General features: G+C 62.1%; 13 protein-coding genes. 4 read left to right on the plus strand and 9 right to left on the minus strand.

Annotated elements, in window-relative coordinates; all coding sequences use genetic code 11:
* Window positions 1–27: 27 nt before the first annotated feature.
* Entirely contained in the window at window positions 28–1,617 is a 1,590-nt protein-coding gene (locus JQ597_RS15330) for an ATP-binding protein (RefSeq protein ID WP_212265095.1), read from the minus strand.
* A gap of 565 nt (window positions 1,618–2,182) precedes the next feature.
* On the opposite strand from JQ597_RS15330, the gene JQ597_RS15335 reads away from it, so the two are divergent.
* A complete protein-coding gene (locus JQ597_RS15335) occupies window positions 2,183–3,112 on the plus strand; it encodes an ABC transporter substrate-binding protein (protein ID WP_212265096.1) in 930 nt (309 codons plus the stop codon).
* On the opposite strand, the gene JQ597_RS15340 is transcribed toward JQ597_RS15335, so the two are convergent.
* The gene (locus JQ597_RS15340; protein WP_312012011.1) at window positions 3,084–3,401 is read right to left on the minus strand and encodes a DUF1127 domain-containing protein; all 318 of its coding nucleotides are present in this window, start codon (window positions 3,399–3,401) and stop codon (window positions 3,084–3,086) included. The two genes, JQ597_RS15335 and JQ597_RS15340, sit on opposite strands and share 29 nt — an antisense overlap.
* A gap of 164 nt (window positions 3,402–3,565) precedes the next feature.
* Between JQ597_RS15340 and JQ597_RS15345 the strand changes: the two genes are divergently transcribed.
* Window positions 3,566–5,137 carry a winged helix-turn-helix domain-containing tetratricopeptide repeat protein gene (locus tag JQ597_RS15345; RefSeq protein ID WP_212265097.1) on the plus strand — a complete coding sequence of 524 codons (1,572 nt, stop codon included), beginning with the start codon at window positions 3,566–3,568 and terminating at the stop codon, window positions 5,135–5,137.
* Between the two features lie 220 nt (window positions 5,138–5,357).
* On the opposite strand, the gene JQ597_RS15350 is transcribed toward JQ597_RS15345, so the two are convergent.
* Entirely contained in the window at window positions 5,358–6,146 is a 789-nt protein-coding gene (locus tag JQ597_RS15350; protein ID WP_212265098.1) for a bestrophin-like domain, read from the minus strand.
* Window positions 6,147–6,496: 350 nt separating this feature from the next.
* Between JQ597_RS15350 and JQ597_RS15355 the strand changes: the two genes are divergently transcribed.
* On the plus strand, window positions 6,497–7,897 hold the full coding sequence (locus JQ597_RS15355; RefSeq protein ID WP_212265099.1) for a selenium-binding protein SBP56-related protein: 1,401 nt from the start codon (window positions 6,497–6,499) through the stop codon (window positions 7,895–7,897).
* Between the two features lie 83 nt (window positions 7,898–7,980).
* Window positions 7,981–8,568: a hypothetical protein gene (locus JQ597_RS15360; protein WP_249133215.1), complete on the plus strand. Its 588-nt coding sequence runs from the start codon at window positions 7,981–7,983 to the stop codon at window positions 8,566–8,568.
* 49 nt (window positions 8,569–8,617) lie between these two features.
* On the opposite strand, the gene JQ597_RS15365 is transcribed toward JQ597_RS15360, so the two are convergent.
* From JQ597_RS15365 to JQ597_RS15390, 6 genes are all read right to left on the minus strand, one after another.
* On the minus strand, window positions 8,618–9,073 hold the full coding sequence (locus JQ597_RS15365; RefSeq protein ID WP_212265101.1) for a MarR family winged helix-turn-helix transcriptional regulator: 456 nt from the start codon (window positions 9,071–9,073) through the stop codon (window positions 8,618–8,620).
* Window positions 9,074–9,105: 32 nt separating this feature from the next.
* Window positions 9,106–9,810 carry an ABC transporter ATP-binding protein gene (locus JQ597_RS15370; protein ID WP_192734877.1) on the minus strand — a complete coding sequence of 235 codons (705 nt, stop codon included), beginning with the start codon at window positions 9,808–9,810 and terminating at the stop codon, window positions 9,106–9,108.
* Window positions 9,807–10,598 (minus strand): ABC transporter ATP-binding protein, encoded by a 792-nt coding sequence (locus JQ597_RS15375; protein WP_212265102.1) that lies wholly within the window; start codon window positions 10,596–10,598, stop codon window positions 9,807–9,809. Before JQ597_RS15375 ends, JQ597_RS15370 begins: the two co-directional genes overlap by 4 nt.
* Window positions 10,595–12,493, minus strand: a complete 1,899-nt coding sequence (locus JQ597_RS15380) for an ABC transporter permease (RefSeq protein WP_212265103.1) — start codon at window positions 12,491–12,493, stop codon at window positions 10,595–10,597. Before JQ597_RS15380 ends, JQ597_RS15375 begins: the two co-directional genes overlap by 4 nt.
* Before the next feature lie 240 nt (window positions 12,494–12,733).
* Window positions 12,734–13,939 carry an ABC transporter substrate-binding protein gene (locus JQ597_RS15385; RefSeq protein WP_212265104.1) on the minus strand — a complete coding sequence of 402 codons (1,206 nt, stop codon included), beginning with the start codon at window positions 13,937–13,939 and terminating at the stop codon, window positions 12,734–12,736.
* A 26-nt stretch (window positions 13,940–13,965) separates the two neighbouring features.
* Window positions 13,966–14,550, minus strand: coding sequence for an amino acid synthesis family protein (locus JQ597_RS15390; protein WP_192734881.1), 585 nt, complete (start codon window positions 14,548–14,550; stop codon window positions 13,966–13,968).
* Between the last annotated feature and the right edge of the window lie 9 nt (window positions 14,551–14,559).

A 14,559-nucleotide genomic window follows, 5' to 3' on the forward strand; every position in this document is an offset into this window, starting at 1 on the left:
AGGGCGCGCCTCCCCATCCCGAAGAATTCACGATGCCAGCGCGGTCCGAAGCATCCGCGCGAGATCGGAGCTGAGGTAAGGCTTCGGCAGTAGCAGCACGCCGGCATCGAGCCGGCCATGGTGGACGATGGCGTTCTCGGTATAACCGGACGTGTAAAGCACCTTTAGTCCCGGACGGCGTTTCAGCGCCTCGGTCGCGAGCTGACGACCGTTCAATCCCCCGGGGATTATCACGTCGGTGAACAGCAGATCGATGCGTTCGGAACGATCAATGATTGCCAGCGCCTCGGCGGCATTGCCCGCGGCCTGTGTGTGGTACCCGAAACGGCTGATCTGCGCCACGACGTATTCGCGCACCAGCGCGTCGTCCTCGACAATCAGGATGGATTCGTCGCCGTGTTCGCCCCCCGAGATGCCGGTCTCGGCGGCCAGCGCGTCCGGGACACCCGCGGCCTGCGGAAGGTAAAGCTTCACGGTGGTGCCGTGGCCCTCTTCGCTGTAGATCTTGATGTGTCCGTTCGACTGTTTGACGAAGCCGTAGACCATGCTGAGACCGAGCCCCGATCCCTTCCCAACCTCCTTGGTGGTGAAGAACGGTTCAAACACCTTGTCGAGCAGGTTGCCGGGAATTCCCTCCCCTGTGTCGCTCACCGCGATCATGACGTAATTGCCCGGATTAACCTCGCTGTTCATGCTGGCGTAGTTCTCGTCGAGCACGACATTCTTGGTTTCGAGCGTCAGCTTGCCGCCGTTCGGCATGGCGTCACGCGCATTCAGTGCAAGGTTCAGAATCGCAGTCGAGAGCTGACTGGGATCAATCAGGGCCAGCGCGGAATCGTGCACCAGCATCGATTCGATTTCGATCTGCTCGCTGAGGGTCGGTCGTAGCAACCGTACTGCATCGATGACCAGGACGTTGACGTCAGTGTTGCGCGGCTGCAGCGGTTGTCGACGGGCGAAGGCCAGCAGATGCCGCGTCAGGTCGGCCCCCCTCGCTGCGGCGGCGCTAATCATATCGGTGATCTGACCGAGATGCGGACGATCCTTGACCGCCTCGCCGAGGATTTCGATGGTTCCGGTGATCACGGTCAGAATGTTGTTGAAGTCGTGCGCGACACCACCGGTGAGTTGGCCGACGGCTTCCATCTTCTGCGCTTGGCGGACCTGGGTCTCGTTGGCCTCTATCTCCTGAAAACGTTTGACCATGGCCTCGGCCTTGCGCCGTTGTCGGATTTCCTCCTCAAGTGCCGCATTGGCCTGCTGAAGTTGCATGCGTGTCGGCAGCACCAGAATCCGCGGCAGCATTAGCAGCAGCGCCGCCGTGATCACGACCGATATCAGCGCCAGGACGCCTTTGGTAAAGGCCTCGATGCCGTAGGCCGGCACCCACAGAGTGAGGATCGACAGCAGACGGGTCAACCCGCAGAACGCCGCGAAGATGGCGAATGTCCAGAATACGCCGCGGAACATAACATCGCGGCGCCGCCACACGAAGAACGCGAGGACGAACGCGGTAGCAAAGAAGGCGCCGGCGAGCATGGCGTCGGAAACGGCATTCAGCCAGATCAATTCCGGCTTCCACAGCAGGCACGCGCCATGCGGGGTGAGCGTCGACATGTCCACAATATCCTATTTGAGTTGAGACAATGTTAGAAAGCCCACTCGATAAACCTTTCCCAATCCCTGCCCACCCGCATCAGGGAAGCCGAGCGACCACGCGATGGTCGCGCCGCCGAGAACGTCGAGGAAGCGCGCCGGTTCATGGCAACTCCGTCCCGGGCTAAGGCCGATATTTTCGATACTCAGAACGATAGCACGCAGGGGCTCCGCGGCGTGGGAGATAATCCGTGGTGCACCGCCCCCGCGGTCCCACCTTCCCTGTCCTGACCTGCTGATGATGTCGAGTATTGGCGCTTTTTCGGACCTGAAAGGTCTGGCTGAAGTTGCCCCTTGCTGAGGGCAAAGCGGACTTCCAGTTGCACACTCAGACTTATCAGTTTGACCCAAACCGGACATCTCACCTGTCGGCACTTGGATGGCCGACGTGGCTATCGCCGAGTTGGTGGTCACATGCCGTTCGCCAGACAGCCTAAGCCTGCTATAGTTCGGCGATAGCGCGGAGAGCGACCAGCGAGGTCACATGCGGCGACGCCAGTTCATAACTCTTCTGGGCGGAGCGGTGATGTGGCCGTTTACGGCAAGAGCACAACAGCCGGCAAGAATGCCGCGCGTCATAAGTCTCGCCCCGGTCCACGTTGCGTCGCAGGCGGAAGGAACCCGCAGGATTTTGAGGGAGCTCGGCTACGTCGAAGGACGTAATATTCGTCTTGAGTTTCGGGACGCGGCGGGGAATGTTGATGCGCTCCCTCGGCTGGCGCAAGAGTTAGTACGAGAGGGCGGCATCGACGTCATTCTCGCGATAAGCACGCCAGCCGCGCTGGCTGCTTACAAGGCAACTCAAACAATTCCGATTGTCGCGCTCACCGCTGTTGACCCGGTCGGGTCGGGATTGGCGGATAGCCTCGCGCGTCCCGGCCGCAACGTAACCGGTATCGCGGTTTTTTCCGAGGAAACCACAGAAAAGCGCGTCGAACTGATGCGGGAGGTTGTCCCGCGCGCCCTCCGCCTCGGGACGGTGACGACAAAGCTAAGCAGCGGTGCACAGAGCCTGGCGCCTGTCCTGGAGACCGGCCGTAAGCTCGGTTTTACGGTCGAGTCCATCAACATCGATGACCCCGCTAATCTGGCGAAGGCGTTAGGCCCGGAAGTCCTGACCAGATTTGACGCCCTCGTGTTTGTCCCAGATGCCTTGATCAGTGCTCACATGGCAGAGGTCATCAAGCTGGTCGGCGCGAGCAACAAACCTGCGATCTTTCCTTCGCCCGATTGGGTCGCTAATGGCGGCTTTATGTCGTTCGGGCCGGACTTCTCCGACGCTAACCGTCACCTGATCTCGCAGCTTGATCGCGTTCTGAAAGGCGCGAAGCCAGGCGACCTGCCTTTCGAACGACCTACCAAGTTCTATCTCCGGATCAATCTCCGCGTCGCAAAAGAACTGGGCATCGAGCTGCCTCCGGCCGTCCTCACGCGCGCCGACGAGGTGATTGAGTGAGCGTGCCGACTTTCGATTGAGGCACCTTTGGGACATGGCGATCACATCGAAGCGGCGGAGCGCGCTCCTCGCCGTCAAAGGACCTACTCGAGACGACGTATTCGATCTCACCGCGCGTCATGCCGATATCCATTAGCGCCCGATCGCTCAGGCTGCACAATTCATCCTGCGAGCGTCCGCGTTGACGCCATTCTTGAAACGCACCCCAACAACTCCTGAGGGCGCTGAAGATGCGCGACGTAGAGTCGGCCGTATGTCCCAATCCGCCTGCACTATGGGTCATGCTCATTGTGGTTCTCCCGGGCAGGTACTGCCCCAGAAGAGGATGCCAAGGCGGGGCACGCCCCGCTTAACATTGGGCTTACATTTACCTCACCAGCGGCTTACTCTTTGCGCTCTAGCGGTGCCGGAGCTCCCGATTGACGATGGGAGCTGTCCCAAGGGAATGGCAGTTTGCGCTATCTTTTCGGGGAGTTCGCATTTGACACCGACCGGCGCGAGCTATGGCGCGGGGCGGACGTCGTCGCCATCGCGCCGCAGGTATTCGACCTGCTCGATTACCTGATCCGCAACAGGGAGCGCGTGGTCAGCAAGGATGACCTCATCAGCGCCATTTGGAACGGGCGTATCGTATCCGATGCAGCACTGACGACCCGCCTTAATATCGCCCGCGGCCTGATCGGCGATACCGGGCATGAACAACGCCTCATCAAGACCCTGCCGCGCAAGGGCTTCCGTTTTGTTGGTCCCGTGCTGGAAACGCAGCCGCCCGCAGGCGGGGCAATTGCCGACATCCCGGTAGAACCGTCGAAGGCCGCCCTTGCGCTTCCCGACAAACCGTCCATCGCGGTACTGCCGTTTCAGAACATGAGCGGCGACCCGGAGCAGGAATACTTCGCTGACGGCATGGCCGAGGACATATTGACGGGGCTTTCGCGGCACCGCTGGCTGTTCGTAATCGCTCGTAACTCAAGCTTCACGTACAAGGGTCGTGCTGTGGATGTCCGCCAGGTCGGGCGCGAGCTTGGCGTACGGTATGTATTGGAGGGGAGCGTCAGGCGAGTCAGTAGCCGAGTCCGGTTCACTGCGCAGCTCGTCGATACGGCCACCGGCAACTATGTGTGGGGCGAAAAGTACGATGGCGAAGCGGAAGACCTGTTCGATTTGCAGGACCGGATCACCGAGGCGGTGGTGGGCATTCTGGAACCCACAATCCAGCTTGCTGAAATCGAGCGCACGCGGCGAAAGCGGCCCGAGAATTTGGGCGCCTACGACTACTATCTGCGCGCCCTGGCGCTGACCGATGCATTCACGCGTGGCGCGGTTCAGGCCATGTTGAGCAACTGCCTCCAGGCGATCACACTTGATCCGACGTTTACTCCGGCCTACGCGCTGGCGGCACGCACTTACATACAGACGTATACGCAAGGTTGGACTGTTGACGAGGCCAGAGAACGTGCCGAGGTTCTCGATCTCGTCGAACGTGGTCTTCGCGCTGACCGCCTCGATCCGGTCATGCTCGGCACTGCCGGTCATTGCTTTGCCTGGTTCGCTCATGACCTTGCGAAAGGTATCGCCTATATCGACGAGGCGCTGTCCGTAAACCCAAACCACGCGCACGCCTACCTGCAAAGCGGCATTGTCAGAACACGGGCTGACGATACCGAACTTGCCATCAAGCACCTCAACCATGCGAGACGCCTCAGCCCGCGGGATTCCCGTGGTTACGCGATCTTTCAGGCGTTGGCGGTGGCAAACCATGTCGGTGGAAACCTCGAAGCGGCACATGACTGGGCCCATCGAGCCGTGCAGCACAATCCGAACTATGTGCCCGGTTGGGCCGCTCTTGCTTCGAGCGCAGCCTCGACTGGCAGAGACGCAGAAGCGAAGATGGCCGCGGAAACGCTGCTCGGGCTCGATCCGCAATTCTCAATAAGCCGGCACATTCGCCGCTATCCGATCAGCAGGCGCGAGAAGTTCGAGCATTATTACGAAGGGCTACGCCGCGCCGGTGTTCCCGATTGACGCAAGCGCAAGCGTGCCCACACTTGTGGCGATTGAACCGACGCCCCCCGTAGTTCTCCGGGTTAGTCACCTTAAGCGACATTGCCTATAAAACGTTCGCGAACAGCTGGGGGATGGACTTCGGTCATCACACCGATGTCCAAGGGGTTGTTTGATCGCGAGGCCCGGACTCCTAGGCACTCCGGGCCTCGTTTGATCTCCCGCTGGCAGAATACAGCGCTCACCGGCCCGTCGACGCATCCGGCATGATCTGGAGAAGCGGCTCGGGTCCGACCGAAATTTGACCGGTGAATGGCCGGTCGTGGGCGGCGATCAGCAACACCGAGGCGGCGACGCCGGTCGCGAACAGCGCCATCGCAATCCCCGATGCCAGCCGGTTACCGCAGTGAACGAGCGCGATCACGAACAGTTCGCAAATCGCCTGCAAATAAAGACTCCACCATTTAACCGGATTGACTTCCGCCTGGCTGATGATGATCCGCTGCCGGCGCGCATCCAGCGCGATTCCCAACGCGCTGATGATTTCGCGCTGCGCGGTCTGCTGGCCCGCCCCCTGCGGCGTCATCGAGACAACGAGTTGCAGCGCCTCGGTGAGAGCGGGAGGAGCTGGCCTCAGCGAGGCTGTCTGCCCCGCCATCATCGGCCATTCAACCTTGGCGGTTTGCTCGATATAGCCGCGAACGAGATCGCGCACCCGGCCCTCCTGTTCGGGCGGCAGTCCGGCGGCGAGCAGCACGGCGGCTCGCAGCGCGCTGGCTTCACGGCTCACCGCCGTACTGGCGCGATCATTGTCGCTCCAGACCTGGGCGGCGGTGAAGGCGACGAACAGGCCGAAGATGATGCCCAGCACGGGCAGCATGCCCGGCGAAATCGCCTGGAATGATTTTGCGCGGTCGCCCGTTGCGAGCACCGAAACCGTAGCAAAGATCATGATGGCAAGCAGATAGGTGAATGCGAAGATCGAAAGCGCCATCACTGGCACAGGCAGATTGTGCAACCAGTCGCTCATTGCGCTTCCCGCCCCGTGTCCGGATCCAACCCGACGCAATTATGTGAAATTCCTGGGCTATCCGCAATCACCGCATCTCGTTCAACAAATCCATCAGCATCTCGCGCTCCCTGGCGTTGAGCGACGCCAGCATTTGTCTCGGGATGGCGGGCGCGTGCGGTGCGGCCTTCCCGGCCGCCGCGGGATCAGAGCCCGGATCGTTTCTTTCACCTGATAGCATTGAGGTGTATGATCACCATCAGCGAACCCCGCCGGCGGCACAGTCAAGAGGACTCAACGAGCCGGGTTAATTCTGCTGCATGCCGCTGAGCCATGTTGGTACCCACCAAGGCAAACAGGGAGGCAGTACGATGACGATGAGACCAGACCCCACGTTTCACGCGTCGCCGAAGCTTGCGATGGAAGCTCCGCCAGAGAGCTTCGCCTACACCTTGCTGCTAAGCCCGGACTTTTCAAAACCCGACGCGCTTGCCGTGATCGACGTCAAGCCCGGCTCTCCGCGTTTCGGTCAGATCGTCCACACCGTAACGATGCCCAACAAGGGAGACGAGTTTCACCATTTCGGATGGAACGCCTGCTCATCGGCCTTGTCACCGCTCACCGGGCACGCCTTCCTCGAGCGCCGCTACCTCATCATCCCCGGTATGCGGTCCTCCCGGATCTACATCGTCGATACCAAGCCGGATCCCACCCAGGCGAAGATTCACAAAATCATCGAGCCCGAAGAGGTCTTCAAAAAGACCGGATACTCGCGGCCGCACACGATCCATTGCGGGCCGGATGGCATTTACGTTTCTACGCTCGGCGGCGGCGGCAAGGACGGCACCGATGGACCGCCCGGCATCTTCATCATGGATTGCGAGACATTCGAAGTGCTCGGACGCTGGGAAATCGATCGCGGTCCTCAAGAGAAGCACTATGATTTCTGGTGGAACCTGCCCCGCGACTACATGGTGAGCAGCGAGTGGGCGCTGCCGCCGCAGTTCGAGAACGGAATCGTGCCGGAGGATCTGCTCTCGAACAAATACGGCCATCGAATCCACTTCTGGGACCTGCGGGCTCGGCGAAACGTCCAGACCATCGATCTCGGCGCCAACCATCAAATGGCGCTGGAAGTGCGTCCCGCGCATGATCCCATCAAAGAGTACGGCTTCGTCGGCGTCGTGGTCGACACCACGAATCTGGAAGGTTCGATCTGGACCTGGTGGCGCGAGGGCGGCAAGTTTCACATCGAGAAAACGGCGACGATCCCGCCCGAGCCTGCATCGAAGGAGCAATTGCCGCCGCTGCTGCAGGGCTTTGGCGCCGTGCCGCCGCTGGTGACTGACATCGACCTGTCGATGGATGACAGATTTCTTTACGTCGCTTGCTGGGGCACTGGCGAGATGCGTCAATACGATGTCAGCGATCCCAGAAAGCCCAAGCTTGCCGGATCGGTCCACCTCGGCGGCATCGCACGCCGCACGCCTCATCCGAATGGCAAGGCGTATGCCGGCGGCCCCCAGATGGTCGAGATCAGCCGCGACGGCAAACGCGTCTACTGGACCAACTCGCTCTACTCGACCTGGGACGACCAATTTTATCCCAGCGGAATTCCGGGCGTCGAGGTGATGGCCAATGCAAGCCCGAAAGGCGGCCTCGAACTGGCAAAGGACTTTTGCGTGAGCTTCCCCGACGGATACCGCGCGCATCAGATCAGGCTCGATGGTGGAGACTGTTCGACCGATTCATTCTGCTACCCGTCGGCTTGAATGTGAGCACGGTGGATTGGACACCGGCTTGGCTCTGGCTGGCTGTCATCGCGAGCGGCCTCTACCACGGAGTAAATCCGGGAATGGGATGGCCGCTCGCCGTATCCGCCGGATTAATGGAAAGGACGACGCGTGCGCTCGGCGCCGCGCTGGTGCCGCTGACAGCCGGCCATCTGCTCGCGATGCTGCTGGTGCTCCTACCCTTCGCGCTGCTGGTCAACCTCGTCGAATGGCAGCGCCAGATCCAGATCGGCGCCAGCCTCCTTGTCATCGGGTTCGGTATCTTTCGCCTTGTCGATCGGCGCCATCCAAGAGCGTTGGCGCGGATACGGCCGACGCAACTGGGTCTGTGGTCCTTTGCCGTGGCAATCGCGCACGGCGCGGGGTTGATGCTGGTGCCGATCTATCTCGGGCTCTGCCGCGAGGCCGACCTCGACAAGGGCCACGAGGCAGCTTTGAGCCTCATCAACGCCAATCTCGGTATGGCCGGGCTGGTCGCCGTCGTCCACGCCATCGCGATGATTGCCGCCGGCGGATGCCTGGCGTGGCTGGTGTACCGTTATCTCGGCCTCAAATTCGTATCGCGGAGCTGGTTCAATCTGGATACGTCATGGGCCGTCAGCCTCATCCTGGTCGGAGCGGTTGCACTGGTGCTCAGCCTTGCGGCGTAGCGCGAACGCTGCGGCGTCACTGCGATTCTGACTAAGGCACGCCTCCGCGTCAGCGCAGCTTGTCCAGCAGCGCGATCAGCGTCTCGCGCTCCTTGGCGTCGAGCGGCGCCAGGGTTTCCCGGGTGATCGCGAGCGCATTGGGCGCGGCCTTTTCGGCGAGCTGTTGCCCCGCCCGCGTGAGACTCACCAGCAGGCGGCGGCCGTCCTCCGGATCCGGGCTGGTCTCGGTCAGGCCGCGCGCCGTAAGGCGGTCGATCACGCCCTTGATGGTGGCAACGTCCATCGCGGTCAGCCGGCCCAGGAGATTTTGCGAGCACGGACCGGTCTCGGCCAGCTTCGAAACAGCTGCCCATTGCGTCGGGGTCAGATTGATGCCGATCTCGCGGGCGAAAATCGTCGAATGGCGTTGCCAGACCTGGCGCAGGATGAAGCCGACCTGCTCGTCCAGAATGTAGGACGGCCGCGCAGGCTTGACGCTCCGTTTCGCCGAAACACTCCTGCCCATCTGCACTCTCTCTTCTTGTTTGCCGCCGCCGGTCACAGCGACAGATGCGCGTCGCGGATGTCCGGACGCGCGTCGAGTTCAGCCATCGTGCCGCCGTAGCAGATCTTGCCGCGCTCGATGATGTAGGCGCGGTCGCAGATCAGCCGGGCGAAATGCAAATTCTGTTCGGAGACGAGGATGCTGACGCCCTCCTTCTTCATGGCCAAGATGGCGTCGACCATCTGCTCCACGATCTTCGGCGACAGGCCTTCCGATGGTTCGTCGAGCAGCACGAGGGATGGATTGCCCATCAGCGTCCGCGCGATCGTCAGCATCTGCTGTTCGCCGCCGCTCATACGCCCGCCAGGACGCCCGCGCATCTCGCCAAGGTTCGGAAACAGCGTGAATAGCTTTTCGCGGGTCCAATGCGGCGCATTGGGACGCTTGGGCTGGCGGCCGACTTCGAGATTTTCCTCGACCGTCAGATCCGTGAAGATGCGCCGCTCTTCCGGCACGTAGCCGAGCCCACCGCGCACGATCGCATGCGTCGGTTCGGTGGAGACGTCCCTGCCTTCGAACAGGATACGGCCGGAGCGCTGCTGGACGAGACCGACGATGGAACGGAAGGTGGTGGACTTGCCGGCGCCGTTGCGGCCGAGCAGCGCGACGACCTCGCCTTCGCCAACCTCAAGCGCGATATCGAACAGGATATGCGCCGGGCCATAATAGCTGTTGAGGTCCTGAACCGAGAGCTTCATGCGCCGGCTCCCTCGCGGTGGCGCGAATCATAGACCAGGCCCTCGCCGAGATAGATCGCGCGAACCTGCGGGTTGCCGCGGACCTGCTCCGGCGTGCCCTCGGCAATCAGGCTGCCGCGGTTGAGCACGAGAATGCGGTCGGCATGCTCGAACACCACGTCCATGTCGTGTTCGGTGAAGAGCACGCCGATCGACTTTTCACGGGCGATCTGCGCGGTGAGCCGCATCAGTTCGATGCGCTCGCGCGGCGCCATGCCCGCGGTCGGCTCGTCCATCAACAGAAGCTTTGGCTGGTTGGCGAGCGCGATTGCGAGTTCGAGCCGCTTCAGGTCGCCATAGGCAAGCTCGCCGCAGGGACGCCCGGCATAGGCGCCCATGCCGACGAGGTCGAGCAACCGGCCGGCTTCCTCGCGGGCGTAACGCGCCGTCGAGCCCCAGAGATTGAATAATTGCCGCCCGTACGACACCAGCGCGACCTGCACGTTCTCGCGCACGGTCATGGTCGGGAACGTCGCGGTGATCTGGAAAGTGCGACCGACACCGAGCCGCCAGACCTGGCGCGGCTTTTTGCCGACGGTGTCTTCGCCGAGCAGATTGATCCGGCCGCTGTCGGGGATGTTCTGGCCGTTGAGCATGTCGAAACAGGTGCTCTTGCCTGCGCCATTGGGCCCGATCAACGCCAGGATTTCACCGGCGCGCAGCGCAAACGAAACGCTGCGCACGGCGTGAACCCCGCCATAGGATTTGCTCAGGTTCTCGACCGACAGCAATGTGGGGACCATGCTCATTCGGCGGTCTCGATCCGGGAAGTGGCCAAGGACGACTTAGACGATGATTCAGACGTTGAAGACTTGCGGCGATTGCGGATCGTCTCCAGCACCCCAACGATGCCTTTGGGGAAGGCCACCACGATCAGCACGACGAAGCCGCCGAGCACAAGCTTGGACAAATCGGTCTGGCTCACCAGCCAGATGTTGAGCGCCTTGAAAACGATGGCGCCGACCACGGCGCCGGAGACAGTCTCGACGCCGCCGAGCAGCACCATCACCAGCGCATCGACCGACAGCGAAATGCCGAGGCTGTCGGGGAACACGCTGCCTTTCAGGTACGCGAACAACGCGCCGGCAAATCCGGCGACCGTGCCTGCGATCACAAAGGCGGTCCATTGCACGCGTTTGCCGTTGATGCCGATGGCCTCACTGCGGAGCAGCGAATCCCGCGTCGCGCGCAGCGCGAAACCGAACGGCGAGAACACGATCACCCGCAATATGGCCACCGCGATCGCGGCGATGCCCAGCGACAGCCAGTAAAAACTCGCCGGACCCGCCGCCCATTTCTCCGGCCAGACGCCCAAAATGCCGTTGTCGCCGCCGGTCACCGTGACCCACTGGAACGCGATCGACCAGACGATCTGCGCGAACGCCAGCGTCAACATCGCGAAATAGACGCCGGACAATTGCACGGCGAAGAAGCCGAAGATGGCAGCACCGACCAGACCGAGCAGCGGGCCGACGAGCAGCGACACGATCATCGGTAGCCCCGCCATCTTGGCGAGGAACGCGACGCCATAGGCGCCGAGACCGAAATAGGCGGCATGGCCGAACGAGGCGAGGCCGCCGACCGACATCAGGAAATGCAGGCTGGCGGCAAAGATCACGAAGATCGCGATCTCCGAACCGACGGTGAGCGCGTAATTGCCGGCGAACAGCGGCAGCATCGCTGCGACCGCAAGCCCGGCCATCGCCAGCCAGCGCTCGTTTGCGGTCAGCGGTCGCCAAGGATTGACAGTCAGCCCCGGCGTGCGACGCGCGGCGGCCTCCGGTTTTCCGAACAGGCCCCACGGCCGGACGATCAGCACCACCGCCATAACCAGGAATACCAGGATGATGGAAATCTTCGGGAAGATCAGAATGCCGAAGGCGTTGAGCTCCGACACCAGCACCGCCGCCACGAACGCGCCGATGATGCTGCCGAGCCCGCCGATGACAACCACGACGAATACGTCGACGATGATGCGCAGATCGAGCGCGTGATGCACCGCATCGCGCGGGATCTGCAGCGCGCCGCCCAGCGCCGCGAGAAAGACGCCGAGCGCGAACACGCTCGTGAACAGCCATTTTTGGTTGACGCCCAGCGCTGCGACCATATCGCGGTCCTGCGTCGCCGCGCGTACCAGAACGCCCCATCGCGTGCGCTGGAACAGCAGCCAGAGCCCGCCGAGCACGATTGGACTGATCGCGATCAGGAACAAATCGTAGGTCGGAATATTCTGGCCGAAGAAATCGACCGCGCCCTTGAAACCCGGCGCGCGGCGGCCCAGGAGATCATCGGGCCCCCAGATCAGCACCACGAGGTCTTCGACCATCAGGGTCAAGCCGAAGGTCGCAAGCAGCTGGAACAGTTCCGGCGCGTGATAGATCCGCCGCAGCAGCACCATCTCGACGATCACGCCGACCACGGCCACGATCAGCGCCGCCACGACGATGCCGCCCCAGAACCCAAGCGCTCCGGAGAAGCGCTCGGTCAGCGTGAACGCGACATAGGCGCCGAGCATGTAGAACGCGCCATGGGCGAAATTCACGATCCGCGTCACGCCGAAGATGATCGACAGGCCCGACGCGACGAGAAACAGCGACGCCGCGCTGGCTAGACCCGTCAGGAACTGAACGAAGTAGAAGGCCATGGGCAGTCTGTTGCTCGCGCGTTGGTCGGTTTCTCGGCTTCATCCCTCGAGACGGCGCTTCGCGCCTCCTCAGGATGAGGTCTGTTTCTTACCTCGCCCCGCTTGCGGGGAGAGGTCGGATCGCCCTTGCGATCCGGGTGAGGGGTACAGGTCTAACAACGAGCACTGCACTCGCGGACAGAGCCCCTCACCCCTGCCGTCTCCCCGCGAAGAGCGGGGAGAGGGAGAAGATCACAGCCCTCAATCCTTCGGGCGAAGCTTTTCGACTTCGGCATCGCTCGGGAGATAGTCAGTCCCCTTGCGATAGACCGAGTTCACCATCACGCCCTTGCCGTCCTTCAGCGCGGTCTTGCCGACATAAGCACCGAGCGTCGACTGGTGATCGATCTTGCGGAAGGTGATCTCGCCGAACGGTGACGGCATCGACAGCCCTTCGGTCGCGGCGATCAGCTTCTCCGGATCGGTCGAGTTGGCTTTGGCAAGGATCGCTGCGGCCGCCTTGATGGTCTGGTAGCCGACGATCGAGCCGAGGCGCGGATAGTCGTTGAACTTGGCCTGATAGGCTTTCAGGAACTTGTCGTGATCAGGTGTCTTGATGTCGTACCAGGGGTAACCCGTGACGATCCATCCTTCAGGCGTTTCGTCCTTCAGCGGATCGAGATATTCCGGCTCGCCGGTGAGGAAGGACACCACCGAACGGTTCTTGAACAGGCCTCGCGTATTGCCTTCGCGAACGAGCTTCACGAGATCTGCGCCGAAGGTGACGTTGAGTATCGCCTCGGGATTGGCGGCGGCGACGGCCTGCACCACCGGGCCCGCGTCGATCTTGCCCTGCGGCGGCCACTGCTCGTCGACCCACACGATATCTGGACGCTTCTCCGACATCAGCTTCTTGAACACGGCGACGGCCGACTGGCCGTATTCATAATTCGGCGCGATCGTGGCCCAGCGTTTGGCCGGCAGTTTGGCGGCTTCTTCCACCAGCATCGCCGCCTGCATGTAGTTGGAAGGACGCAGGCGGAACGTGTAGCGGTTGCCCTTCGACCAGGTGATGGCGTCGGTCAGCGGTTCGGCTGCGAGAAAAAACACCTTCTTCTGATTTGCAAAATCGCTGACGGCGAGGCCGATGTTGGACAGGAACGTGCCGGTCAGCATCGCGACGTTCTCGCTCGACACCAGTTCGTTAGCCGCGGTCTGTGCGTCAGCCGGCTTGCCGCCGTCGTCCTTGGAGATGACCACGAGCTTCTTGCCGTTGATGCCGCCGGCGGCGTTGACCTCCTCAACCGCGAGCTGCCAGCCCTTGCGGTAGGGTTCGGTGAAGGCGGGCAGCAGCGAATAGCTGTTGATCTCGCCGATCTTGATCTCTCCGCTCTGCGCCATGGCTGAACTCGCCATGCCCGCAACCGCGATCGCCAATCCCGCTCCCAGCAAATAACGTCGTCGCATACCCTCACCCTCCAATGTTGAAGAAACTATCTTAATCCGTCTTCACCCTTGACTTCAGCAACCGTCAATCCGCCGACCCGCGGCAGCGGCCTGCCGCTGTCGGTGACGGCAACAGCGACCATGATCTCGTTGGCGCGCGGCGCGTCGTTGATCTGCACTTCCATGCCGTCGAAATGGCTGCGCACGAAGGCCGCGTCCTTGTGACCGAGCGGAATATCCAGCGTGGTGCCCGGACCGCTGCGCTTCTTCGAGGAGGGAATCAGCGCCGCGCCCTTGCTCAGCACCTTGCGCACCGGCGCGCCCATCTTCGGGTGCAGGATCGCGGCCGCGTGCTCGAGCTCGCCGTTCTCGCCGACTGCTGCGGCCTTGCCGTAGCTCTGTGCCTTGGCGCCGTCGATCCCAAGCGCCGCCACCGCGCGCTTCGACAGCAATTCGCCGAGTTCCTCGCCGATTGCGATCAACGGCGAAAGGTCTTCGACATACTTTCCGGCGAACGGATTTTCGATCACGGCAATCGCGGCAGCGCGCCGTGTCGGCGGAGCGATTGTCTTTCCCATCTCCAGATGGGTTTCCTCGACCACCGTGACGATCTTGCGAATGATGGCGCTCATTGGCCCTTT

It is taken from the genome of Bradyrhizobium sp. AUGA SZCCT0177, assembly GCF_018130125.1.
Lineage (GTDB): Bacteria > Pseudomonadota > Alphaproteobacteria > Rhizobiales > Xanthobacteraceae > Bradyrhizobium.